This is a genomic window from Veillonella rogosae JCM 15642, from assembly GCF_002959775.1.
In the GTDB taxonomy this organism is placed as follows: Bacteria; Bacillota; Negativicutes; order Veillonellales; family Veillonellaceae; genus Veillonella; species Veillonella rogosae.
This window is the reverse complement of sequence record NZ_PPCX01000002.1, coordinates 304,359-328,494: the sequence shown is the minus strand read 5'-3', so window position 1 is coordinate 328,494 and position 24,136 is coordinate 304,359. Positions and strand designations below refer to the sequence as shown.

Below are 24,136 nucleotides of genomic sequence, written 5' to 3'. Positions count from 1 at the left end.
TAAACAAGAAGAGGTGTTTGTGGTTAACATTATCTAAGTAGAGGAGATACATTATGAATCAGAACATTCGGTACATTACAGAAATTGCTATCTTGACAGCGATGATTACAGTATTAGGGGCCATCAAAATACCTAATATTATTCCTGGTATAGAGTTTCAATTATCTGCCCCGTTAGCGGTAGCTATATGTGCCGTGTTTGGTTTCAAAAAATATATCATCAGTGGTTGTTTATCTAGTTTAATTGGTTTAGCGTTAGGTACTCAATCTATTTTAAATGTTATGATTGCTATGCAATTCCGTCTCATCGTAGGTCTTATTCTTTGGATGTGTCAAAATCATATGATTGGCATTATGATTTCAGGTCCAATTGCATCTGCTTTAGCACGTTTATCTTTGTCCTTGTATATTGGTAAGGCTGCTTTGCCAATGATTGCCTTAGCCGTTCCAGGTATGATTTTCACTGTTATTATGGCACCTGTATTTGTGAAAGTATTCCGTAAAATTCACAGCCAAGTACCGCAAAATGATCTTGTAAAAGGCAAGGTGTCATAATGGCTGAATTATATAGTGTACGCATGCGTGCAGCACAAGGTGGTCCCCATGAAAACGGGGGCCATCATATTTCTGGAGCAGAGCGTATTGTAAAATTAGAGGATGTTGGCGCTATAGCACAAACCTTAGCCAAACGTGCACTGCATCACAGTAAAGGAACAGCTGATTTTATCAATATCACAGTAGATTTGATTTCACCGGAGAAGATTACATATATTGACTGTTTAAAGGTAGAAGAACATAAAACTAGTAGCATTTCTGAATCACATCAATTGGGGACTGAACTTTTACAAGGTCCTACTATTAGTGAGGTAGCTGTTTATAAAGCTATATCTTTGTTACAAGGTTTAGATAAATCTATGCGCGGTGCTATGTTAGTAGATGCAATTACTGGTGAGCGCTTAGATACAGGTGACCGCGGAGTACGTGTTAGTCATATGGACTCCTTTGACTCTTATGCATTAGGTGATAATGAACATATGCGAGAGGCTTTAGTATTAGCTTCAAAGGTTCAATCAGCAGATGGTATTGTGGGCGAATTATGTTGGTCTGACGATCCAGACTATACAGTAGGTTATGTTGCTTGCAATGGTGTCTATCACCGTATTCCTAATATGAAAGAATTAGGCTCTGATATAGGGGGCCGTGTTTTCTTTGTGCGGTCTGATATAGATTGTGAAAGTGTAGTTGAGTACTTGGAAAAAGCTCCTGTACTTGTTCAGCGGTGATAGAATGTACGAATTTTTTAAAGAACAATTAGACTCTAAGGTAAAGAACCATAATCTACGAACCTTAAAAGAATACTGCCCTATTGATGCAGTGCGAGTAAAACGAGATGATAAAGAATATTTGATGATGGCTTCAAATAATTATTTAGGCCTCACCTTTGATCCTCGCGTCATAGAAGGGGCTGTAAAAGGGGCTCAACAATATGGTACTGGCTCAGGTGGGTCTAGACTTGTGTCTGGAACTTTTCCATTATTTACAGAGCTTGAAAATGCATTGACAAAATTTAAGAATACAGAAAAAGCTCTCGTATTTAATACAGGTTATATGGCTAATGTAGGAACAATTTCGGCTATTGCAGATAAGAATACTATTATTTTTAGCGATGCTCTAAATCATGCTAGTATTATTGATGGTTGTAGATTGAGTAGAGGGACCGTAAAGGCTTACAGCCATTGTGATGTAGACGAGTTAAAGTATCTGTTAAAACAGGTAAATAGAAATACTCGAAAGCTTATAGTTACAGATGGTGTATTTAGTATGGATGGAGATATTGCACCACTCGATAAATTATATGAATTAAGTCGTGACTACAATGCTTTGCTGATGGTAGACGACGCTCATGCAACGGGAACTATTGGTAATGGTCATGGTACGGCTGCTTATTTTAATCTAGAAAAAGAGATAGATATTCAGCTTGGTACGTTGAGTAAATCCTTAGGTTCTGTTGGTGGCTATGTGGCGGCAAATAGTACTATCATAGATTATCTTGTTAATACGAGCCGTAGCTTTATATTTTCTACCGCATTATCTCCTGCTGATATAGGGGCCTCCTTAACTGCACTACAGATTCTTGAGACTGATGCAACTGTTTTAGGACGTTTACAAGCGAATGTAAACTATATGGCAGATCAATTACTTTCAATGGGAATTGATGCTACCAATGAAACGCCAATTTTCCCAATACTAATCGGAAGTAATGAAGATACACTTGCAGTATCTGATTATCTATATGAGGCTGGCATAATTGGAACAGCTATTCGTCCACCTACAGTACCTATTGGTGAAAGTAGAATTCGATTAACCGTTACAGCTGCTCATGATAAAGAACAAATAAATTATGTGTGCCAATCACTGCATAAAGCTATGAAACAACTAGACTCATGATAGTGCATAATATATCTAATAAGGATAGAATTGAAAGAAACTGAAATTTGATTGGTTAAGTCGTCGATATTAGGTAAGTAGAGTAATCTAACAATAGTGAATATATCTGAGGTATAAAGGTTTCATATAATTGACACTAATACTAAATAGGCTTATAATTATTAGACCGACGCACGGGGATGTAAAGGTTTCGACAGGGGTGCGTGTGGTATAGATAGCGAGTCGGCGTTCCATGAGGCCGTTAAACGGTGGGAAAACATTTAAACGCAGAAGAAAATTTTGCATTAGCTGCATAAGCTACGTCCCTCATACTTGTGCCTACCAAGTGTGAATGGACGTCAAACCGTAGGCTGGCTTAATTTAGTTGTTCATATGAATTAGGCGAGACAATATGAACTGGGGTTGTGTAGCTTGTCTGTGAGCGGTAGCAACCTGAGATCTAAATCATAGACTGTGCTCGGAGAAGTCTATATGGCAACACTTCTGGACAGGGGTTCGACTCCCCTCATCTCCACCAATATTCAAGCTAAAGCTAGAAGATACGTAACTACGGCATTTGTACAGTAGTTACCTAATTTTCTAGCTTTTTTTAGTGTTCGTATATGATCGTTAAAATACGCATTTATTTGCTTGAAATTTCCCCTTTTTTTCCCCTTTTTTTCCCCTCGGAACACTTTCTTAAAAATCATGGAAAAAGTGCTTAAAAACAGTACTTTACAATAAAAAAGACCGGCAATAATGCCGGCCTAATTATGCCATAATATCGATCGAATCGAGTATCTGTTTTTCTTGCTCTTTCATCGCATCCGTAACGTGTGTATAAATTGATAGGGTAGTCTTAGGTTCATTATGCCCGACGCGAGTCATAAACGTATAAAAAGGTTTTAAATTCGACGATATTCAAGCTCTCGTCGAAGCAGAAATGACTAGTATTATTAAGCCTTTAGAAGACGAAATTAAAACGACGACTTCCTACTGGGTTAAGATTCGTAACCGTATATATATATCTATTTTAAATAATAGTATTAATAGTATCGTTAATAGTGTACAAAAGAAAATTAACGAAATGTAGTTAAATAAAGATAGCCTCGCCACTTACTGGCGGGGCTTTTCTTTTTATATCCGATATGATATCATGAACCTAATATGAAGCTGTGTAGTGTTCTATAAGGGAGTCTTGTATGGTAACATTTAGTCTTTTGATATTATTTTTGATAATACTATTTGGTATTTATAAAATACTCAAAGGTATAATCTCATTTTTCTTTGGCAGTAACAGCAACAGTAACGGTGACAAAATTACTTTCTATGATATTATGGATGATGATGGGCCATCAGATCTGAAATATAATGATGAGGTCTATATATCTTATAGAAATAAAGTTCAGAAAGCTTATGAAAGTTTTAAAAAATCTGGATATAATATAGTATGGGATTCAGATAATGATGGTTTCATTATATGCGAAGACATTTTGCCATCATTTGGTGGCTCAATGTATACTGTTGGAGTTCATTGTGACGATCAAGATATTTCTAAATTAAATAATCCATTTTATATAGTGGTGACATACAGTATTCTTTTTGATAAATTCTATCATGATAAATACGAAGAGAAGGCTGAGTATTTAAATAATTGTATAAAAGAGTTAAAAAAGTCTGCATTATTTTTTAATGTACACATTGATGAAGATACCAACTTTGCAGCATATAATTGTCAATTGGTAGCTTCCGATTATAAAAATTTCGATGAAGAGATAGAAGAATTAGGTGAAGCCGAATTTTTTAAAAAAATGATAAGTGAAGCAAAACAATTCTATCGTTATGGAGAAGACATTTATAATGCTAAATTAGATGAAGATGAAATAAATTCCTCTAATTAGTTTCACCATGCGTTTCCCCATGAAGGGTACGCTTACTGTAAATGGTAGTTAGATAAAAATATAAAGATAATGGTATCATAAATATAACATGAACGATAGGAGGGATATCTTATGGGAAAAACTATTGTATGCTTATTCATATTAGCGGTTATCTTATTCACGACTTATGCTTTCGTTAGAGATTTATTGTATAATCGATATACTAGAAGAGGGAATCCAGAGAAGTATTAAACGTTTCCCCATGCGTTTCCCCATGAAGGGTTTGCCGTCTATCAATATAGATACTTACTGTGTTTATAAAGAGTAGGCCCCTCATCTCCACCAATATTCAAGCTAAAGCTAGAAGATACGTATTTACTGTATAAATGCAGTAGTTACCTAATCTTCTAGTTTTTTTTATGTTCGTATATGTTCGTTAAAATACGCATTTATTCGCTTGAAATTTCCCTTTTTTTCCCCCATAATTTCCCCGTATAACCCTACAAGATCAATTATGACCAAAGTGTTCTCAATAAATTATGAAAAAAGTGTTCACAAAAAAATATAAAAGTTAATGGTTTTATCTTTTTTATTGTATACAATGGATATGAATTTGTTTAGATTTTATCTGCATTTAACAATGGTTGAAAGATATCGGAAAATTGACTTTGTCTATAGAATCCTGTAAAATATATATAGATATTTATGATAGTATGTGACATAAATAAATAGTTTCGTGTAAAGGAGTATAGGTAATGAAGTATCGTTATTCCCGTATGTTGGCGGCTCTCGTAGTGTCTGCTGTCATGGTGGCCGGTTGCGGTAACAACCAACAGCAAGCCGGTGAGGTTAATGTCAATACATATAAAATCACAGCAAGTGATACTCAAGTAGATCAAACATTTGCAGGTACAGTAGTGGCAGAGAATTCTGTAGCTGTACATGCTCGTGTATCTGGTTACATTGTTGAGAAGTTTGTAAAAGGCGGGGAACAGGTAGTGGCAGGTCAACCACTATATCGTATTGACTCTCGTCAATATGAAGCTAGTGTTGCCAATGCAGAAGCACAAGCAGCTCAAGCCAATGCAAATATGAAAAATGCTGAAGTTGATTTGCAACGTTATGAAACATTAGCTCAACAAGATGCTATTGCTCAGCAACGTGTAGATACACAACGCAGTACTTATGAACAAGCTAAAGCAGCCTATGAAGCATATCAAGCATCTCTTAAGATTGCTCAAGATAACTATGGAGATACTATGGTATATGCACCGTACTCTGGTACATTGCGTATGGATGATGTAGATATGGGTACATTTGTACAAGCTGGTTCTACAACATTGGTTACCATTGATTCCATCGATCCAATCTTTGTTGAGTTCAGTATGACTGAGCAAGAATATCTTGATTTCATGAAAAATCCAACTGGTGATGATTCTAATGGTCCAAATATTCAATTGAAACTAGCTGATGGTGAAATCTATAATGAACTTGGTTCTATCGTTCAAGCGGCGAAGAGTCTAGATAAATCTACAGGTAAGCTCGTATTAAAAGCTTCTTTCCCAAATCCAAATCATTTGTTGTTACCTAATATGTATGCTACGGTTGTTTCTCCTGGTGAAAAGCTTAAAAATGCTATTCTAGTACCAAATCGTGCGATTCTACAAATTATGGATAAAAACTTTGTCTATGTTGTGAATGCTGCTGGTGTAGTAGAGCAAAAAACAGTTGAAGTTGGCGGTACAAAAGGCAATGAAACAATCATTAAAGCTGGTCTTGCTCCTGGTGATGTAATCATTGTTGATGGCTTAACTAAGGTTAAGAATGGCGTTAAAGTAAATGGTAAACAACTTACTAAAGAACAGTTGAAAGCTACAAAATAAAAGGGGGCTAGATCGTGTCGAAATTCTTTATTCATCGACCTATCTTTGCCATCGTAATAGCCATTGTTATTACTTTGGTAGGTCTCATTTCTATGATGAACCTCCCGGTAGCTCGATATCCACAAATTTCTCCTCCTACAGTGCGTGTTAATACGGCGTATACAGGTGCAACGGCTCAAGTTGTTAATGATACGGTAGCCAGTGTTATTGAAACACAAATCGTAGGCGTACAAGATATGGACTATATGACATCTAGTAGCTCTAGTAATGGTAGTTACTCTTTGACTGTTCAGTTCAATCAAGGCACAGATGCGGATATGGATACGGTTAATACACAAAACCGTGTACAAGCAGCACTTGCTCAATTGCCTGCAGAGGTACAAGCAGTTGGTGTTACAACTACTAAATCTTCTGGTGATATGGCTATGGTATTCTCCTTGAACTCACCTGATGGTACTTATGATTCTACATTCTTAAAGAACTATAGTACCAACTATATGATGGATGCTATTAAAGCCATTAAGGGTGTCGGTTCTGTACAAGAGTTCGGTTCTGATTATGCTATGCGCATTTGGTTGGATCCAGCGAAGATGCAAAATCTTGGTGTTACCATTTCTGAAGTAACAGCAGCTATTAAGGGACAAAACTTACAGGCTGCGGCAGGTACAGTTGGTCAAAATCCTACTAATGGGGAACAAGCATTTCAATATCCTATCAAAATTGAAGGTCGTCTTGTGACACCTGAACAATTTGGTAACATTGCTATTAAAAGCTCTAATGGTAAGGTATTGCATCTAAAAGATGTTGCTCGTATTCAAATTGGTGCTAAAGGATATGACTTTATTGCTAAGTCCGCGCATAAAGAGGTAGCAGGTTTTGCTATTTCCTTACAAAATGATGCGAATGCATTAGAAACTATTGCGAATGTTAAGAAGGTACTAGATGAACAATCTAAATCTTTCCCACCAGATATGCAATATAACGTGGTTGTAGATAATACTAAATTCGTAAGTGCTTCCATTAATGAGGTAGAGCATACATTTGTAGAAGCATTGTTACTCGTTCTTATCGTAGTATATGTGTTCCTACAATCTTGGAGATCTACGATCATTCCTATGATTGCCGTACCAGTATCCTTGCTTGGTACATTTGGGGCTTTCGTATTACTTGATTTCTCTATCAATACGTTAACATTATTCGCCATGGTATTGGCTATTGGCCTCGTTGTTGACGATGCTATCGTAGTAGTAGAAGCGGTAGAGTATGAATTAAAATATAATGGCTTACCTCCGAAAGAGGCGGCTATTAAAGCGATGGAAAATGTACAAGGCCCTGTAATTGGTATCGCCTTTGTATTGGTAGCTGTATTCGTACCGGTTGCCTTCATGGGTGGTATGACAGGTATTCTTTACAAACAGTTTGCTTTGACGATTGCAGTTTCTGTTGTTATTTCTGCTATTGTAGCCCTCATTTTAACACCGGCCTTATGTGCTACTATGTTAAAACCTCATACTCCTAAGGAGCATGAAGATTGGTTACATCGTCAATTGAACAAGTTTAATGATGCTCTTGATCGATTCAGTAATTGGTACGGTATCCAATTGGCTCGTTTAAGTCATCGACTAAGCTTAACCGTTATTGCGTTACTTATCTTTGCGGGGGGAACAGGCTTAGTATTCCACTTCTTGCCTACATCTTTCGTACCTGCAGAGGATAGTGGTTATTATATGATTGCCGTTAATGAACCGCCAGGTGCTACATCTGAGCGTACTATGGCAACACTTGAAAAAATTGCTTCCTTCTTAGAAGGTAAAAATGATCCAGAAAAACCTAAAGATGAACAATTGTTCCAAGAAGTATTTACGGTAGCGGGCTTTGACCTCTTAGGTGGTGGTCAAAAATCTAGTGCTGGTGTAATCTTTGCGACTATGTCTGATTGGAAGTATCGTACAACACAAGCTACATCTATTAATGCAATGGTTGGTCAAACATTTGGTTTTGCTGCACAAGGTGTTCCTGAAGCAACAGTTATTGCAATGAATCCACCATCTATTCCTGGTTTAGGTTCTACAGGTGGTTTCAGTATGTATATCATCAATAAAGCTGGTGATAGTCCACAAGTTATGGCTGAACGTGCTAATGAGTTTATTGCAGAAGCTCGTAAGAGCCCAGCTATTCAGTCTATTTACACTACATTTGATACATCTACACCATCCTTACAGTTTGATGTGAATCGTGAGAAAGCGGCACAAGATGGTGTTGCTTTAGCTGATATCTTTACTACATTACAAGGTTTCTACGGTAGTATTCAAGTCAATGATTTTACCATGTACGGTAAAAACTATAAGGTAGTAGTTCAAGCGGAAGATGCTTACCGCCAAAATGCAGATCGACTTAATATGTTGGCTGTTAGAAATAGTAAGGGGCTTATGGTTCCTGTATCTAACTACATTACGAAGGAACAAACAGGTACACCGTCTAGCATTACTCGTTTTGATAATGCCATGGCCGTACAAATCGGTGGTTCTCAAGCAAATGGTTACTCCTCTGGTGATGCAATTAACGCATTGAAAGAGGCGGCAGCTAAAACATTGCCTGCAGGTTATTCTTATGACTGGGCAGGTCAATCTCGTGAAGAGTTAAAAGCTGGTTCTCAAACTATGATGATTTTAGGTTTAGGTCTAGTCTTCGTATTCTTGATCTTGGCTGCCTTGTATGAATCTTGGAAGGTTCCATTTGCCGTATTGTTCTCCGTACCATCTGGTATGATTGGTGCCGCTTTAGTACCATTCTTGTTGAACTTTACAGGTAGATATGCCTTAGCTAACGATATTTATATGCAAATTGGTCTTTTGACATTGGTTGGCTTAGCTGCGAAAAATGCTATCTTGATCATCGAATATGCGAAGATTCGTGTTGACGAGCGCGGTATGAACGTAGTTGATGCTGCTATCGAAGCTGCAAAAATTCGTTTGCGTCCAATCTTGATGACATCCTTTGCCTTTATTCTTGGTGTATTCCCATTAGCTATCTCTACTGGTGCTGGCTCTGGCGCTCGTACATCTATGGGTATTACAGTAGTAGCAGGGATGACAACAGCAACATTATTTGGTATCTTTATCATTCCAATGTTGTTTATCATCGTTGAAACATTTGGTCCTGGTTTGTTTACAAATCGTAAAAAAGACCATGAATAATTTCCTACATTAGCTGATAATGAGGAATGTTAAAAACACGTCACTACATAGTAGTGGCGTGTTTTTTTGTATAATTTATGGTATAATAATATAGTTGAAAATCGGATTGACCTAGGTCAATATAAAATGTGAAACTAAAAATAAAAGAGGTATATTATGAGTGACGTAAAAACATATGTGGCAGGTCATAAAAGCCCTGATACAGATTCTATTTGTTCTGCTATTTCCTTTGCAAATTTATTAACACAAATGGGTACACCAGCAACTCCAGTATGTGCCGGTGAAGCAAACAAAGAAACAACATACATTTTGAACCATTTTGGTTTTGAACATCCACAAATCGTTAAGAACTGGGAAGAGTTTGCGCCAGAAGGTGGCAACTTATACCTAACTGACCACAATGAATCTAAGCAAATTATCGATGGTTATAAATCTATGAATATGTGCGGCGTAGTTGATCATCATCGCATTGGTGATTTTGAAACTGATGGTCCTGTATTCATGCGCTTAGAACCAGTAGGTTGCTCCAATACAATCATCACTAAATTGTATATGGAAAATAATCAAGAAATTCCTAAAGCTATTGCAGGCTTGATGTTATCCGCTATCATTTCTGATACTGTATTATTCCGTTCTCCTACATGCACAGAAACAGATAAAGAAATGGCTCACAAATTGGCTGAAATCGCCGGTGTAGATATCGAGTCCTATGGCCTTGATATGTTAAAAGCTGGTGCAGATATTTCTGATTTGACTAATGATGATATCGTTCGTACAGATATGAAAGAATTCTCCGAAGCTGGTAAAACGATTTCTATCGGTCAAATTTCCGTTATGGACACAACAGACGTATTGGCTAAACAAGGTGAATTAGTACAAGCTTTAGAAGCTCTTCGCAGTGCTAACAACTACGATGCATCTTACATCATGATTACAAATATTCTTGATGAAAGTACTACATTATTATTCAGCGGTGATGTAGAAGCTGTAGTTACAAAAGCATTTGAAAAAGAAGTTAAAGACAATGGTGTATTCTTGCCAAACACTATGTCTCGTAAAAAACAAATCGTACCACCAATCCTTGGTGCTATGAAATAGTATACAAAGGAAAAGAACGTTGCTTGCAACGTTCTTCTTCTCTATGTATAGAGTTTACATGACTTTAGTTATATATATAGCCATAACAAATGTTATTTTCAAATATAAAACTATAGCTCATTAATTTCTGTTTGAGTTATTTTTATAACCATTATGTAAGGGCGATTGGGGTGTTCCGATGAATTCATTATTAACAGGTTTAAATAAAGAGCAACAACAAGCCGTACAACATACGGAAGGCCCTTTGTTGATTTTAGCCGGTGCCGGATCTGGTAAAACAAAGGTTTTAACAGTTCGTATTGCACATTTGTTGGCACAAGGTGTGAATCCTTATGAAATTTTAGCCATTACCTTTACCAATAAAGCGGCTAAAGAGATGAAAAACCGTGTAGAAGGTTTAGTAGGGGATGTAGCTAATCGTATTTGGCTCAGTACGTTCCATAGCTTCTGTGCTAAGTTTTTACGTTTTGAGTTAGATAATTTCTTAGGGTATAACAGTAACTTTACCATTTATGATACGTCTGATTCGCAAGCTGTGATTAAGGCGGCTTTGAAGGCTCTAAACTTGGACGATAAATACTATCCCGTTGGTGCTATGATTGCAGCTATTTCAGATGCAAAGAATAAATTACTCTTTGCTTCAGATTTTAGAAAGCAAGCGAGAGACTTTTACCAGCAAAAGGTTGCCGACGTCTACGAGTATTACGAGCGTGAATTGCGTAAGAATAATGCTTTAGATTTTGATGATTTATTATTGGTGGCCGTAAAATTATTACAGTCTAATGAGGCTGTCCTAGATAAATATAGCAAACGTTTCCGTTATGTTATGATCGACGAGTATCAAGATACGAACCATGCGCAATATTTATTGGCTAAATTATTGGCGTCACATTGGAAGAATATCGCCGTAGTAGGTGATGCTGACCAAAGTATTTACGCTTGGCGTGGTGCAGATATTCAAAATATCCTAGACTTTGAAAAGGATTATCCGAACTGTACATCTATTAAATTAGAACAAAACTATCGTTCTACTAAGATTATTCTAGATGCAGCCAATGCTGTTATCGAGAATAATGAAGGTCGGCCAAAGAAAAATCTTTGGACTGATAAGACGGAAGGTGCTAAGATCCAGCACTTTACGGCCCAATCTGAACATGAGGAGGCTGCTTTTATCGGCGATACAATTGCTAAAAAGCATGATATTCACGGTGTTCCTTATGGGGATATGGCCATTTTATATCGTACGAATGCTCAGTCTCGTGTACTTGAAGAGGCACTTATTAAACGTGCTTTGCCATACATAATGGTGGGGGGCACAAAGTTCTACGATCGTAAAGAAATTAAGGACGTATTAGCATACTTGCGCGTGTTATATAATCCTTTTGATGATTTGAGTCTATTGCGTATTATCAATGTCCCTAAACGAAGTATCGGTGCTACTACTGTGGCCAAACTACAGGACTATGCCCGCGCTAATGGAACGTCTTTATTTATGACCTTAACGCAGCTACATTTGGTAGATTCTATTAAGGGTAAGACAAAAGAAAAGTTAGAAGAGTTTGGCATTCTTATTTTTACACTTGTAGCTGAAATGGAAGATAGAACAGTACTAGATATTCTAGAGTCCATTTTAGATAGAACCGGTTATTTAGCTCAGTTGGAAGAAAGTACAGATCCACAAGATCAAGCGCGCGCGGAGAATATCGGTGAGCTTTTATCTGTAGCTAAAGACTTCCAAGATACAAATCCATCTGGTACTGTAGAGGATTTCTTAGAACAAGTGGCCCTTGTTAACGATGTTGATTCCTTCGAGCAAGAAGAGTCCAAGGTAACATTGATGACATTGCATGCTGCTAAAGGTTTGGAATTCCCTATTGTATTCTTAGGAGGCTTAGAGGAAGGTTTATTCCCGCATAGTCGAACCTTAATGAACCCTGAGGAGGTTGAAGAGGAGCGTCGTCTAGCTTACGTAGGTATTACACGGGCAGAGAAGGAATTATATATTTCTAATGCTACGACGCGGACCGTATTTGGTCGTACAAGTGGTTATTTACCATCTCGTTTTATCGACGAAATTCCTGAAGAGTTAGTAGATGGTTTACGTGCTAAGCGTAAAGTACCTGATGACATTAAGCGTCATGTGCCGCAACATATGAGTGTCACAAGCCGACCAGTTACGAAGCCAATCGTTCGCAATGAAGTAATTGCTGATTGGAAGATTGGCGATACTGCTATTCATAGTAAGTGGGGCAATGGCAAGGTTATCAACGTTGCTGGTGAAGGGGCTGGCATGAAGTTAACTATTGAATTCCCCACACAAGGTGTACGTGTGGTTATGGCTAAATTTGCACCTGTTAAAAAGGGATAAAACTTGTGTATCGCAGTTAACCTCTCTACCTTGCTAGTATGGAACGTATAGAGTGTTACTGCACAGTAAAAGGGATGTAATATGAATCCGAAAGATAGAATTAAAGAGTTGCAACAAGAGCTTACTCATGCACAGTATTTATACTATGTAAAAGATGCTCCTACGATGAGTGACTTTGAATATGATAAAAAATATCGTGAGCTTGTAGATTTAGAAACAGCTTATCCAGAATATATTGTGCCATCTTCTCCAACACAACGTGTAGGTATGAAGGTGGAAGGCTCCTTTGAAAAGGTTGTTCATGGACGTCCTATGTTGAGTCTTTCCAATGTATTCAATGCTGATGAAGTTCGAGCATTTGCTAGTCGCGTAGAAAAGGAATTAGGACATAAGCCATCTGCGTATGTAGTAGAGTTAAAAATCGATGGATTGGCTGTCAATTTACACTATGAAAATGGCATGTTTGTACGTGCTGTAACGCGAGGTGATGGTCGCGTTGGGGAAGATGTAACTGCTAATGTACGTACTATTAAATCCATTCCTTTATACCTAGAGAATGCCCCTGAGTTTATCGAGGTTCGCGGTGAAGCGTATATGCCTCATAGCGAATTTAAACGCATAAATGAAGAACGTGATGAAGAGGGGTTACCAACCTTTGTGAATCCTCGTAATGCTGCGGCAGGCTCTTTGCGTCAACAAGATCCTGCTATTACAGCAAGTCGTAACCTAGCTTTCTTTGCCTATGCTATTGGCTCTGAAGAAGGTGCTAGTATTCATAGTCAAGAGGAATTACTTAAAAGCTTAGAAAACTTTAAGTTCTCTGTAAATCCTCACTATCGCGTGTGTCAAACCATTGATGAAGTTATTGAAACTATCAATTACTGGGAAGAAAAACGTCATGACTTGCCATACGATACTGATGGTATGGTTATTAAAGTAAATAGCTTTGATGATCAAGAGGCACTTGGCAGTACTGCAAAAGATCCTAAATGGGCTACTGCTTATAAATATCCGCCTGAAGAGGTAGAAACCATTCTTAAGGATATTACGATTAATGTAGGTCGTACAGGCGTTCTCACGCCTACTGGTGAGCTTGAATCTGTATTCGTGTCTGGTACAAATGTGAGTCGTGTAACATTACACAATCAAGACTTTATCAATGAAAAGGATATCCGCATTGGTGACCATGTCATCATTCACAAGGCAGCAGAAATCATTCCAGAAGTTATTCGCGTAGTTCCTGAAAAACGTACTGGTTCTGAAGTGCCGTTCACAATTCCTAACACATGTCCAGTATGCGAATCGCCTACAGTTCGTCACGAAGGAGAAGCGGCTGTACGATGTACGAATAAACATTGTCCTGCTATTGAGAAAGAGCAAATCATTCACTTTGCCTCTCGAGATGCTATGAATATTGACGGTTTAGGCCCTAGCATTGTAGAAAACTTAATCAATAATAAGTTAATTGCTAATGTGGTGGATTTATATCATTTAACGGTAGATCAACTAGTTACCATGGACCGAATGGGCAAGAAATCTGCAGAGAATTTAGTAAAAGCTATCGGAGATTCTAAATCTCGTGGTTTGGACCGAATATTATATGGTCTTGGTATTCGTCTAATTGGTTCTAAAGCAGCTGCAACAATTGCTAATGTCGTGAAATCTATGGAACGGTTCATGACTATTACTAAGGAAGAACTCGTTGCGGTGGAAGAGATTGGTCCCACAATGGCTGATAGTATCGTAGAATATCGTCAAGATCCTGCTCATGTGGCTATTATTGAAGGGTTAACACAAGCCGGTCTTAAGATGACTGTAGATGTTGTAGAAGCTGCAGGCAATCAAATGGACGGAGAAATTGTTGTTCTCACAGGTAAGCTTGAGATTATGGGCCGCAGTGAAGCCGGTAAAATTCTTGAAGCTCATGGGGCAAAGGTTACAGGCTCTGTGTCAAAGAAAACTACACTTGTTGTAGCTGGTGAAGATAGCGGTAGTAAGCTTACGAAAGCCAATGAATTGGGGATTCGCGTCATGAACGAAGAAGAGTTTGTAGAGCTTTTACGCAATCTCGGAGAAATCCAATAGATATACATTCTTATAATGTTTTGAAAATATATATTATTTGCTTTATAATAAATAATTATGAAAGGATGTGTTCCGATGAAAATCAGCCAAGAGGAAATAAAAAAAATCGCCTTGCTTTCACGCTTGGAAGTTAAGGAAGAACATATGGCACATGTAGAAAAAGAATTATCCGATATCTTGTCTTATGTTGCTGAACTAGATGCATTAGAGCTTGATGGTGTTGAGCCTATGGCCCATGCGGTACCATTGCATAATGTACTTAGAGAGGATGAAATGAAACCATCCCTTGATCATGATTTAGCTTTATCTAATGCTCCAGAAGCAGAGGATGGGTACTTTAAAGTACCTCGCGTTGTACAAGAATAGGAGGTTTCGCTGTGGCAACAATTCATGAATTACACAAGAAACTAGTGAATAAAGAAATCAGCGCCGTTGAATTGACGAATGCTGTCATTGCACATAAAGCGAAAGTGGAGCCGACTGTACATGCGTACTTATCCGATTCTCATGACCGCGCTTTAGCTACAGCTAAAACTGTAGACGAATTAATTGCTAAAGGTGAAGCTATTTCTCCATTAGCAGGTATTCCTGGTGCCATCAAAGATAATATTTGTATTAAAGACGAGCCTGCAACATGCGCGTCTAAAATGTTAGAAAACTTTGTTCCTCCATATAATGCGACTGTTATCGAACGTTTACAAGATAATCATTATATTAGCCTTGGTAAACTTAACATGGACGAATTTGCTATGGGTGGCTCTACAGAGAATTCTGCATTAGCAAAAACAACTAATCCTTGGAACACTGATTGTGTACCAGGTGGTTCCTCTGGCGGTAGTGCTGCTGCTGTAGCAAGTAGTACTGCTATTTGGGCTCTTGGCTCTGATACAGGCGGTTCCATCCGTCAACCAGCGTCCTTCTGTGGCGTTGTAGGTTTGAAACCAACTTACGGTAATGTATCTCGTTATGGCCTTATCGCCTTTGCATCCTCTTTGGACCAAGTTGGCCCTATTACACGGGACGTAACTGATGCTGCTTTAGTATTGAATGCAATCTCTGGTTACGATGCGAAAGATTCTACATCTATTCCAGGGGCTCGTGTAGATTACACTACAGCGCTTGTAAATGATGTAAAAAATCTTAAAATCGGCGTGCCAAAAGAATTTTTCGGTGAAGGTCTCAATAGTGAAGTTCGCAAAGCTATGGAAGAGGCTATCGAAACGTATAAAAAATTAGGTGCTGAAATCGTAGAGGTTTCCTTGCCTAACTCTAAATATGCTTTGTCTGCGTACTACATCATCGCATTGGCAGAGGCAAGCTCTAACTTGGCTCGTTATGACGGTGTAAGCTATGGTATGCGCGTTGCTGCTGACAATTTAGTAGAAATGTCTACTAAAACTCGTACAGAAGGCTTTGGTCCTGAAGTACAACGCCGTATCTTATTAGGTACCTATGTATTGAGCGCTGGTTACTATGATGCTTACTACTTGAAAGCATTGAAAGTACGCCGTCTCATTAAAAATGAATTTGATGAAGCTTTCTCCAAAGTGGATTTAATCTTAACACCAACTGCACCTAATACGTCTTATAAATTTGGTGAAAAAGCAAATGATCCATTAGCGATGTACTTAGAAGATATCTGTACAGTACCAGCTAACCTTGCAGGTATCCCAGGTATCAGCATTCCAGCAGGTATGAGCAGCAGCAATTTGCCAATCGGTATGCAATTGCTTGGTCCTGCCATGGGTGAAGAAACATTGTTACGTGCGGCTTTCACATTTGAACAAGCGCGTCCAGACTGTCAATTAGTAGCACCAACTGGGGAGGTTTCTCTATGAGTAGTAAATACGAAACAGTCGTTGGTTTAGAGGTTCATACAGAGCTTAAGACGAAGTCTAAAATCTTCTGTGGTTGTACCACTGAATTCGGCGGCGATCAAAATACACATGTATGCCCAGTGTGCCTTGGCTTGCCTGGTGCGATGCCTGTGTTAAATAAACAAGTAGTAGAATTTGCTATTAAAGTAGGTTTAGCATTGAACTGCGAAATCCTTAACTTTAACAAATTTGACCGTAAAAACTACTACTATCCTGATTTGCCTAAAAACTATCAAACATCTCAATATGATTTGCCAATTTGCTTGAATGGTCACTTAGACATCGAAGTAAATGGTGAAACTAAACGCATTGGTATTACGCGTATTCATATGGAAGAAGATGCAGGTAAGCTCGTTCATAGTGGCAACACTATTTCCGATTCCAAATCTTCTAATGTTGACTACAACCGTACTGGTGTACCTCTTCTTGAAATCGTATCTGAACCAGATATTCGTTCCGGTGCAGAGGCGAGAGCATACGTTGAAAAGTTACGTTCTATTTTGCAATATTTAGAAGTATCTGACGGTCGTATGGAAGAAGGTTCTTTGCGTTGTGACTGTAACGTATCCGTACGCCTTCGTGGTACTACAGAGTTCGGTACACGTACAGAAACTAAAAACGTTAACTCCTTAACTGGTATCCAAAAAGCTATCGAGTACGAAGCATTGCGTCAAGCAAAATTAATCGAAGCTGGTGGTAAAGTAGACCAAGAAACTCGTACATGGGATGATGCTCAAGGCATTACTCTTGGTATGCGTAAAAAAGACGCAGAAAACGATTACCGCTACTTCCCAGAACCAGATTTGGTACCAATCGTAATTACAGACGAAAAAATTGAAGAAGAACGCCGTGCATTACCAGAATTACAAGATGCTAAAATTGCACGCTTTGTATCTGAATACGGCTTGCCTCGTGAAGATGCAACGATCCTTACAGTAGCTCGTAAGACGGCAGACTTCTTAGATGCAACTGTAAAAGCTGGTGCAGATCCTAAAACGGTTGCTAACTGGATGCTTGGTGACTTGTCCAAGATGATCAATGAAAATGGCTTAACATTTGCTGAATCTAAAGTAAGCCCTGAAAACTTAGCCGGTATGATTGCCCTTATCGATAAAGGTACTATTTCCGGTAAAATTGCGAAAAAAGTTATTGTATCCATGTGGGAATCCGGTAAGGATGCAGATACTATCGTAAAAGAAGAAGGTCTTGTTCAAATTACAGATACAGGCGCTATTGAAGAAATCGTTAAGCAAGTTATCGCTAACAATCCACAACCAGTGGCAGACTTCAAGAGTGGTAATGGCAAGGCTATTGGCTTCTTAGTTGGTCAAGTTATGAAGGAATCTAAAGGCCGTGCTAACCCTGGTATGGTTAATGAATTACTTCAAAAATTCTTGAATGACTAATCTGTGCGTTAGCATACATTAGCTACAAACAATACCAATACAATACGTCCCCTATAGATATATGAATTTATATCTATAGGGGATATTTATTTGCATTTTTCTCGCTAAAATATGATATAATAGGTTGTATAAAATTAATTATTATTTTGGTCATATAGAGGAATTAACTATGTCTGATCAACACAATACAAATAACAATCAAAATACATATAGAAGTAATGAACGTAGCGATAGCTTTGGTAGTAATGCTCGTTCTGCAGAGCCTAACACACGAGTACTATCTGATGATGAACGCCGAGACTTTGATGGGGTAACTATCGAAGAGGTAGGTGATTCTGTACACGTTGATTCAACGCCAACTTACATGGATGAAGAGCGTCAACGGTACGAACAATATAATCAATATGGGCCGCAAGTTAAGGTGTATAGCTTTAATAGTACAAGCTGGCTTAGTCGCATCATTCTGATTATCATTTTAGCCGTTGTATTAGCGGCAGTAGTTTTCTTTGGAGGCATCATCCTATCCGTAGTCGGTGTTGTCATTTTAGTGGGTGCTATTGTTTCCTTTATCTTTGGCCTCTTTTAATGGTATAATACATATATTATGACTAGACGGTGGCTGAGCCATTCGATGATTTAAAGGGGACATATGAACGTAGTTTTATCCACATTAAACTCAAAATTTATACATTCCTCCCTGGCTTTGCGTTATCTCAAAGCTTATGGGCAGGCTCACGGACAGGCATACGATATAGTAGAATATACTATTAATATGCCTGTTTTACATATTCTTAGCGATATTACAGAGCGTAATATAGATGTATTGGGCTTTGCTTGCTATATTTGGAATATTGAAATGACCTTACATGTAGTGGACATGGTAAAAGCAGTTCGACCAGATATTAAAATTATCTTAGGCGGTCCAGAGGTATCTTTCACTGCCGATGAAATTCTAAATCGTTGCCATGCTGTAGACTATGTTGTACAAGGCGAAGGAGAAGAAGCCTTTTATCAACTTATTCACGCCTTAACAAATGGCAAGGATGGCCTTACAGAGGAAATTGCTGGCGTTCGTGGCCGCCATATTTCGGGCCAACTTATGGGCTCTACTGAGACAGTAGAGGTCAAGGATCTAAGTACTATACCATTCCCATACGTGGAAGAGGATATGGTCGATTTAGAACATAAAATTATCTACTATGAATCCTCTCGAGGATGTCCATTCTCCTGTCAGTATTGTTTATCTGGTAACAAGAATACGGTTCGATTCTTTCCACAAGAAAGAACATTAAAAGAGTTACAATGGTTTATCGACCATAAGGTAAAGCAAGTTAAATTTGTAGATCGCACTTTTAATTGTGCACCACATCATCATCGTCCGTTGATGGAATTTATGCGTGATGCTCATACAGAGACTAACTTCCATTTAGAAATGGAACCTGAGCTCATGACGGAATGGGAAACAAATATTCTCTGTGAAACCCCACCAGGGCGTATTCAAATCGAAGTGGGTGTACAAAGTACACATAAGAAAACCTTAGATGCTATTAACCGATATAACGATTGGCCGTACATTCAAAAGGCAATTCGTCCTATTATTGAGGCGGGCCGCACACATGTACATATGGATCTAATTGTAGGCTTACCTTACGAAAATAAAGCGCGATTTGGATTATCCTTCAATGATTTATTTAGTTTACAACCTCATGCGCTGCAAATAGGATTCTTGAAATTACTAAAAGGATCTGGTGTACGCCGCATGGAGGAATACCAATATATTAGTGATCCTTTAGCGCCATATGAGGTTCTAACCACTCATGTATTACCTTATAAAGATATACGCTTCTTAAAGCACTTTGAAGATGTATTTGAACGCTTCTATAATAGTGAGCGTTTTAGAACCGTCTTTGGCTATATTGGTAGCAAGCTCATAAAGGAACATACTGATACATCTATAACTGGTGAGGATACAGCAACAAATCATATACCACCTATGAAAAAGTATGATCCTTCTAAAGTGAAACCTAAAAAAGATGCCTTTTCTTATTTCTGTGAAATGACACAGGCTTGGCTTGATGCTGGTCATCATAAGGTTAATTTAAAAGACATTGATCAAATCGAGTTCTTATATAATTTCTTCTTGTTTAAGGGGGACAATGTGGCCGCTGAATTACTACAATACGATACCCTTGTAAGTTATCGTGGTAAGGTTCGCAGCGAAGCCGTTGGTTTGCCGAAGCAGACAAAAGAACTTTTACAAGAAGGGGAATCATTCTGGCGCAACGAAGAGATTGCATCTCAGTATATTCCAAACTATACCTTCAAAGAATGGCGCAAAATTCGCCAACAGTACGTGGAAATGCCTATGTCTAAGGACACGGCATATGTATTAGGTATAGAAAATGTACCTAATACACCATTTACAGTAGTTATTGACGTTAATAAAGAGGTAAAACCTTTTATACGTCCTGAAATAGAGGCTTGTTAATAATATAAAAATAGTAAATTTTTATATTATTAACAAGCGATAATTGGTTAGTTAAATAGGAGTGTTATGACCGATACAACGAGACCAAAACGATACCGCATGGTATCTAAATATTATAAAGAAACCTATGGGGAAAAGGTTTATAAATTACCTGTGGCGTTGCCGCTAACTTGTCCTAATCGAGATGGTTCAGCCGGTGTAGGGGGCTGTACCTTCTGTGGTGAAATTGGTGCCGGTTATGAAAATCGGCCTGCGTGGATGACAGTGCATATGCAACTCGAGGAAAACATTGCTCACATAGGCCCTAAATACAAAGCAAAAAAATTCATACCTTATTATCAAAACTTTAGTAATACCTACTTGAGTCTTGATGATTTTAAAAGCTATATGGAACAAGGTTGCATCGACGAGGCCGTAGGTATCGCCATTGCAACGAGACCAGATTGTATTGCCGATGAATATCTAGACATATTGGCAGATATAAGAGATCGCTTTCAAAAGGATATCTATATTGAATTAGGTCTACAAACGGTCAATTATGATACATTAGAGAAAATTAATCGAGGCCATGATTTAGCCCAGTTTATTGATGCTGTATTGCGGATTAAGAGATACGGATTTAATGTAACAACCCATATGATAGTAAATCTTCCATGGGATACTATGAAAGATACAATCGAAGGGGCCCGTATCTTATCAGCCCTCGGTGTGGATCAAGTTAAATTACATGCCTTATATATCGTTAAAAATACATTGATGGCCAAGTGGTACCAAGAAGGTCAGTTCACCTTAATCAGTGCAGAAGAATATGCTGACCGCGTAGTCAACTTTGTCCGTCATTTACACCCTGACATTGTATTGCAGCGTCTTGTTGGGCGAGCGCCTGAAGATAATACACTCTTTACAAATTGGTCTATGGGCTGGTGGCGCGTACAAGATTTAATTGATGATAAGTTAGACGAACTAGATGCACATCAAGGGGATCTTTGTGATTACCTCAATGGTAAAGCGGTTCGTAAGTTTATAGACTAGGAGGTTGTATGAGCGAACAAGTATTTACATTTCCTACATATGACCTAGCACAATCCATACTAGGTCAACATAATCGTTATTTACATATGATGCTTGAGGTTATCTCTGCTGATGTAGTAGCTCGTGGAGATACAGTAGTCATCAAGGGGGATGAGGAGAATGTTAATGCCCTCTATCGCACTCTTGAAGAATTAGTATTCCTCTATCGTGAAGGCAGTACTATTACGGAGTCTCAAGTGCGCATTGCCGCTAAACTTGTGGCTAATGGCAAGGCCGATGCTGTACATAATATGTTCGAAGATACGCTATCCGTTAATATGCGGGGTAAAAATATTACGCCTAAAACGGAAGGTCAGAAGTACTATGTAGATAGCATTCGTAAAAATACTATTACCTTTGGTATTGGCCCTGCAGGTACAGGTAAAACCTTTTTAGCAGTAGCTTTGGCAGCGTTCTACTTGAAGAACCGTAATGTAGATAAAATCATTTTAACTCGTCCTGCTGTAGAGGCTGGAGAGCGCTTAGGTTTCTTACCTGGCGAATTACAAGATAAAGTAGATCCATATTTAAGACCTCTTTATGATGCATTACATGAAATGTTTGGCATCGAGCAAGTACAACGCTTTATGGAGCGCGGTACTATCGAGGTAGCACCACTAGCGTACATGCGTGGTCGCACTTTAGAAAATGCCTTTGTTATTCTTGACGAGGCGCAAAATACGACGGCTGAACAGATGAAAATGTTCCTAACTCGTTTAGGAAACAACTCTAAAATGGTTGTAAACGGCGATAAAACGCAAATTGACTTGCCGCCACGTGTCGTATCAGGTCTCGGTGAGGCTGAAAAGGTATTGCGACATGTATCGGGCATTAATATGGTTTACTTTAGCGATCAAGACGTTGTACGTCATGATTTAGTAGGTCGCATTGTAAAAGCTTACGATGCGTACCATGAGCGTAAATTAGCAGGTGATACTACAACGACGTCTGATGCATCTGCAGAGAATGTAGCGAAAGGGTAAGTATGTACATACATATTAGCTATGATGAAGGAATTCAAGAGGATTTTAATATAGAGGCCATTATCCGTAAGGTTTGTGACGAAGTAAGTCGCGTATACGGTCTTGAAGAAGATGAAATGAGTATTTTGCTGTGTGATAATGCAAAGATTCACGAGCTTAATAAAGAATATCGCGGTATCGATAGACCTACAGATGTATTGTCCTTTGCACTTAATGAAGGGGACGATTACGAAGGCAGTGAAGAGGAACATCATTTACTAGGTGATATGATTATTTCCTTAGAGCGCACTCGTGAGCAGGCTATTGAATATGGACATAGTTTTGAACGCGAATTAGCGTACTTAACGACGCATAGTTGTTTGCATATTTTAGGCTATGACCATATGAACGACGAAGATAAAAAAGAGATGCGTACAGAGGAAGAGTTTATCCTTGGCAATCTTGGTTATGTGCGGGAGGATGCACCATATAATGAATAACAACGAACATTTCAAATCTGGCTTTGTAGCCGTTGTAGGTCGACCAAATGTTGGTAAATCTACCTTAATTAATGCTCTTATTGGTGATAAAATCGCTATCGTATCCGATAAGGCTCAAACAACTCGTAACCGTATCATCTGCGTATATACAGACGAAGCAAAACAAATCGTATTTATGGATACACCAGGCGTTCACAAACCAAAACATAAATTAGGTGAATTCATGGTAGATGCAGCTATCGAGTCCTTAAAAGAAACGGAAGCCGTTTTATTTGTAGTATCAGGCAATGAAAAACGCGGTCCTGGGGATAACTTTATTATTGAACAATTACAACGCGTAAAAGTTCCTGTATTCTTGGTAGTTAACAAGATCGATACTCTTAAAAAAGAAGAGCTCTTAGAAGCCATCGTGTCTTATCAAAATGCTTATCCATTTGCTGGTGTTATACCAATTTCTGCAAAAGATAAAGAGAACTTACCAGAGATTCTCAAGGTACTGGAAGAAACATTACCTGAAGGTCCTCAATACTTCCCAGAGGACATGATTACAGACCAACCAGAACGCCTTATCATTTCCGATATCGTACGGGAAAAAATCTTATTAGCTACTCGTGATGAAATTCCTCATGCTATCGCGGTAGACGTAGATGAAATGAAAACTCGCGATGATGGTACGACCTATATTCGCGCTACCATTTATTGCGAACGAGACTCTCAAAAGGGTATTATCATCGGTAAAAAAGGCACTCTATTGAAACAACTTGGTGCCGAGGCGCGTGCAGATATTCAAAAGTTATTAGCTACAAAGGTATACTTAGATCTTTGGGTTAAAGTTAAAAAGGATTGGCGCAATAAATCTGGTATGTTATCCGAACTTGGGTATCGAAAATAATTT

General features: G+C 38.4%; 18 protein-coding genes and 1 other RNA gene. All 19 read left to right on the top strand.

Translation table 11 applies throughout. The annotated features are described in order from the left end of the window. Nucleotides 1–53: 53 nt before the first annotated feature. The 19 genes from VRHSUH09_RS01840 (at nucleotide 54) to era (ending at nucleotide 24,133) form a co-directional block, all read left to right on the top strand. On the top strand, nucleotides 54–554 hold the full coding sequence (locus tag VRHSUH09_RS01840) for a hypothetical protein (protein ID WP_105081208.1): 501 nt from the start codon (nucleotides 54–56) through the stop codon (nucleotides 552–554). Further along, a complete protein-coding gene (locus VRHSUH09_RS01835) occupies nucleotides 554–1,282 on the top strand; it encodes a 6-carboxyhexanoate--CoA ligase (RefSeq protein WP_105081207.1) in 729 nt (242 codons plus the stop codon). The genes VRHSUH09_RS01840 and VRHSUH09_RS01835 overlap by 1 nt, the downstream gene beginning before the upstream one ends. 4 nt (nucleotides 1,283–1,286) lie before the next feature. Further along, nucleotides 1,287–2,447, top strand: a complete 1,161-nt coding sequence (gene bioF / locus VRHSUH09_RS01830; protein ID WP_105081206.1) for an 8-amino-7-oxononanoate synthase — start codon at nucleotides 1,287–1,289, stop codon at nucleotides 2,445–2,447. A gap of 175 nt (nucleotides 2,448–2,622) precedes the next feature. Further along, nucleotides 2,623–2,964, top strand: a transfer-messenger RNA (tmRNA) gene (gene ssrA / locus VRHSUH09_RS01825). 664 nt (nucleotides 2,965–3,628) lie between these two features. After that, nucleotides 3,629–4,327, top strand: a complete 699-nt coding sequence (locus tag VRHSUH09_RS01820; protein ID WP_054747595.1) for a hypothetical protein — start codon at nucleotides 3,629–3,631, stop codon at nucleotides 4,325–4,327. A 734-nt stretch (nucleotides 4,328–5,061) separates the two neighbouring features. Further along, nucleotides 5,062–6,189 carry an efflux RND transporter periplasmic adaptor subunit gene (locus tag VRHSUH09_RS01815; RefSeq protein WP_105081205.1) on the top strand — a complete coding sequence of 376 codons (1,128 nt, stop codon included), beginning with the start codon at nucleotides 5,062–5,064 and terminating at the stop codon, nucleotides 6,187–6,189. A gap of 14 nt (nucleotides 6,190–6,203) precedes the next feature. After that, the gene (locus tag VRHSUH09_RS01810) at nucleotides 6,204–9,386 is read left to right on the top strand and encodes an efflux RND transporter permease subunit (RefSeq protein WP_105081204.1); all 3,183 of its coding nucleotides are present in this window, start codon (nucleotides 6,204–6,206) and stop codon (nucleotides 9,384–9,386) included. 156 nt (nucleotides 9,387–9,542) lie between these two features. Then, on the top strand, nucleotides 9,543–10,484 hold the full coding sequence (locus VRHSUH09_RS01805; RefSeq protein WP_054747599.1) for a manganese-dependent inorganic pyrophosphatase: 942 nt from the start codon (nucleotides 9,543–9,545) through the stop codon (nucleotides 10,482–10,484). 178 nt (nucleotides 10,485–10,662) lie between these two features. Then, nucleotides 10,663–12,852 (top strand): DNA helicase PcrA, encoded by a 2,190-nt coding sequence (gene pcrA / locus VRHSUH09_RS01800; RefSeq protein ID WP_105081203.1) that lies wholly within the window; start codon nucleotides 10,663–10,665, stop codon nucleotides 12,850–12,852. A gap of 81 nt (nucleotides 12,853–12,933) precedes the next feature. Continuing rightward, nucleotides 12,934–14,937, top strand: coding sequence for an NAD-dependent DNA ligase LigA (ligA, locus tag VRHSUH09_RS01795; protein WP_105081202.1), 2,004 nt, complete (start codon nucleotides 12,934–12,936; stop codon nucleotides 14,935–14,937). Between the two features lie 75 nt (nucleotides 14,938–15,012). Next, a complete protein-coding gene (gene gatC / locus VRHSUH09_RS01790; protein WP_054747600.1) occupies nucleotides 15,013–15,303 on the top strand; it encodes an Asp-tRNA(Asn)/Glu-tRNA(Gln) amidotransferase subunit GatC in 291 nt (96 codons plus the stop codon). A gap of 11 nt (nucleotides 15,304–15,314) precedes the next feature. After that, a complete protein-coding gene (gene gatA / locus VRHSUH09_RS01785; RefSeq protein WP_105081201.1) occupies nucleotides 15,315–16,775 on the top strand; it encodes an Asp-tRNA(Asn)/Glu-tRNA(Gln) amidotransferase subunit GatA in 1,461 nt (486 codons plus the stop codon). Continuing rightward, the gene (gene gatB / locus VRHSUH09_RS01780) at nucleotides 16,772–18,220 is read left to right on the top strand and encodes an Asp-tRNA(Asn)/Glu-tRNA(Gln) amidotransferase subunit GatB (protein ID WP_054747605.1); all 1,449 of its coding nucleotides are present in this window, start codon (nucleotides 16,772–16,774) and stop codon (nucleotides 18,218–18,220) included. Before gatA ends, gatB begins: the two co-directional genes overlap by 4 nt. Before the next feature lie 169 nt (nucleotides 18,221–18,389). Further along, nucleotides 18,390–18,806, top strand: coding sequence for a hypothetical protein (locus VRHSUH09_RS01775; RefSeq protein ID WP_054747606.1), 417 nt, complete (start codon nucleotides 18,390–18,392; stop codon nucleotides 18,804–18,806). A 63-nt stretch (nucleotides 18,807–18,869) separates the two neighbouring features. Then, nucleotides 18,870–20,708, top strand: coding sequence for a B12-binding domain-containing radical SAM protein (locus VRHSUH09_RS01770; protein WP_105081200.1), 1,839 nt, complete (start codon nucleotides 18,870–18,872; stop codon nucleotides 20,706–20,708). A gap of 66 nt (nucleotides 20,709–20,774) precedes the next feature. Beyond that, the gene (mnmL, locus tag VRHSUH09_RS01765; RefSeq protein ID WP_105081199.1) at nucleotides 20,775–21,740 is read left to right on the top strand and encodes a tRNA modification radical SAM protein MnmL/YtqA; all 966 of its coding nucleotides are present in this window, start codon (nucleotides 20,775–20,777) and stop codon (nucleotides 21,738–21,740) included. Nucleotides 21,741–21,748: 8 nt separating this feature from the next. Further along, nucleotides 21,749–22,762, top strand: coding sequence for a PhoH family protein (locus VRHSUH09_RS01760; RefSeq protein WP_054747608.1), 1,014 nt, complete (start codon nucleotides 21,749–21,751; stop codon nucleotides 22,760–22,762). Between the two features lie 2 nt (nucleotides 22,763–22,764). Further along, nucleotides 22,765–23,241: an rRNA maturation RNase YbeY gene (gene ybeY / locus VRHSUH09_RS01755; protein ID WP_054747611.1), complete on the top strand. Its 477-nt coding sequence runs from the start codon at nucleotides 22,765–22,767 to the stop codon at nucleotides 23,239–23,241. Next, on the top strand, nucleotides 23,234–24,133 hold the full coding sequence (era, locus tag VRHSUH09_RS01750; protein WP_105081198.1) for a GTPase Era: 900 nt from the start codon (nucleotides 23,234–23,236) through the stop codon (nucleotides 24,131–24,133). The genes ybeY and era overlap by 8 nt, the downstream gene beginning before the upstream one ends. The last annotated feature ends 3 nt before the right edge of the window (nucleotides 24,134–24,136 follow it).

What these genes read in the sequence shown, in the direction of transcription:
- VRHSUH09_RS01840 (WP_105081208.1), top strand. Translation starts at nt 54, where the DNA reads ATGAATCAGAACATTCGGTACATTACAGAAATTGCTATCTTGACAGCG.
- VRHSUH09_RS01835 (WP_105081207.1), top strand. Translation starts at nt 554, where the DNA reads ATGGCTGAATTATATAGTGTACGCATGCGTGCAGCACAAGGTGGTCCC.
- bioF (WP_105081206.1), top strand. Translation starts at nt 1,287, where the DNA reads ATGTACGAATTTTTTAAAGAACAATTAGACTCTAAGGTAAAGAACCAT.
- VRHSUH09_RS01820 (WP_054747595.1), top strand. Translation starts at nt 3,629, where the DNA reads ATGGTAACATTTAGTCTTTTGATATTATTTTTGATAATACTATTTGGT.
- VRHSUH09_RS01815 (WP_105081205.1), top strand. Translation starts at nt 5,062, where the DNA reads ATGAAGTATCGTTATTCCCGTATGTTGGCGGCTCTCGTAGTGTCTGCT.
- VRHSUH09_RS01805 (WP_054747599.1), top strand. Translation starts at nt 9,543, where the DNA reads ATGAGTGACGTAAAAACATATGTGGCAGGTCATAAAAGCCCTGATACA.
- pcrA (WP_105081203.1), top strand. Translation starts at nt 10,663, where the DNA reads ATGAATTCATTATTAACAGGTTTAAATAAAGAGCAACAACAAGCCGTA.
- ligA (WP_105081202.1), top strand. Translation starts at nt 12,934, where the DNA reads ATGAATCCGAAAGATAGAATTAAAGAGTTGCAACAAGAGCTTACTCAT.
- gatC (WP_054747600.1), top strand. Translation starts at nt 15,013, where the DNA reads ATGAAAATCAGCCAAGAGGAAATAAAAAAAATCGCCTTGCTTTCACGC.
- gatB (WP_054747605.1), top strand. Translation starts at nt 16,772, where the DNA reads ATGAGTAGTAAATACGAAACAGTCGTTGGTTTAGAGGTTCATACAGAG.
- VRHSUH09_RS01775 (WP_054747606.1), top strand. Translation starts at nt 18,390, where the DNA reads ATGTCTGATCAACACAATACAAATAACAATCAAAATACATATAGAAGT.
- VRHSUH09_RS01770 (WP_105081200.1), top strand. Translation starts at nt 18,870, where the DNA reads ATGAACGTAGTTTTATCCACATTAAACTCAAAATTTATACATTCCTCC.
- mnmL (WP_105081199.1), top strand. Translation starts at nt 20,775, where the DNA reads ATGACCGATACAACGAGACCAAAACGATACCGCATGGTATCTAAATAT.
- VRHSUH09_RS01760 (WP_054747608.1), top strand. Translation starts at nt 21,749, where the DNA reads ATGAGCGAACAAGTATTTACATTTCCTACATATGACCTAGCACAATCC.
- ybeY (WP_054747611.1), top strand. Translation starts at nt 22,765, where the DNA reads ATGTACATACATATTAGCTATGATGAAGGAATTCAAGAGGATTTTAAT.
- era (WP_105081198.1), top strand. Translation starts at nt 23,234, where the DNA reads ATGAATAACAACGAACATTTCAAATCTGGCTTTGTAGCCGTTGTAGGT.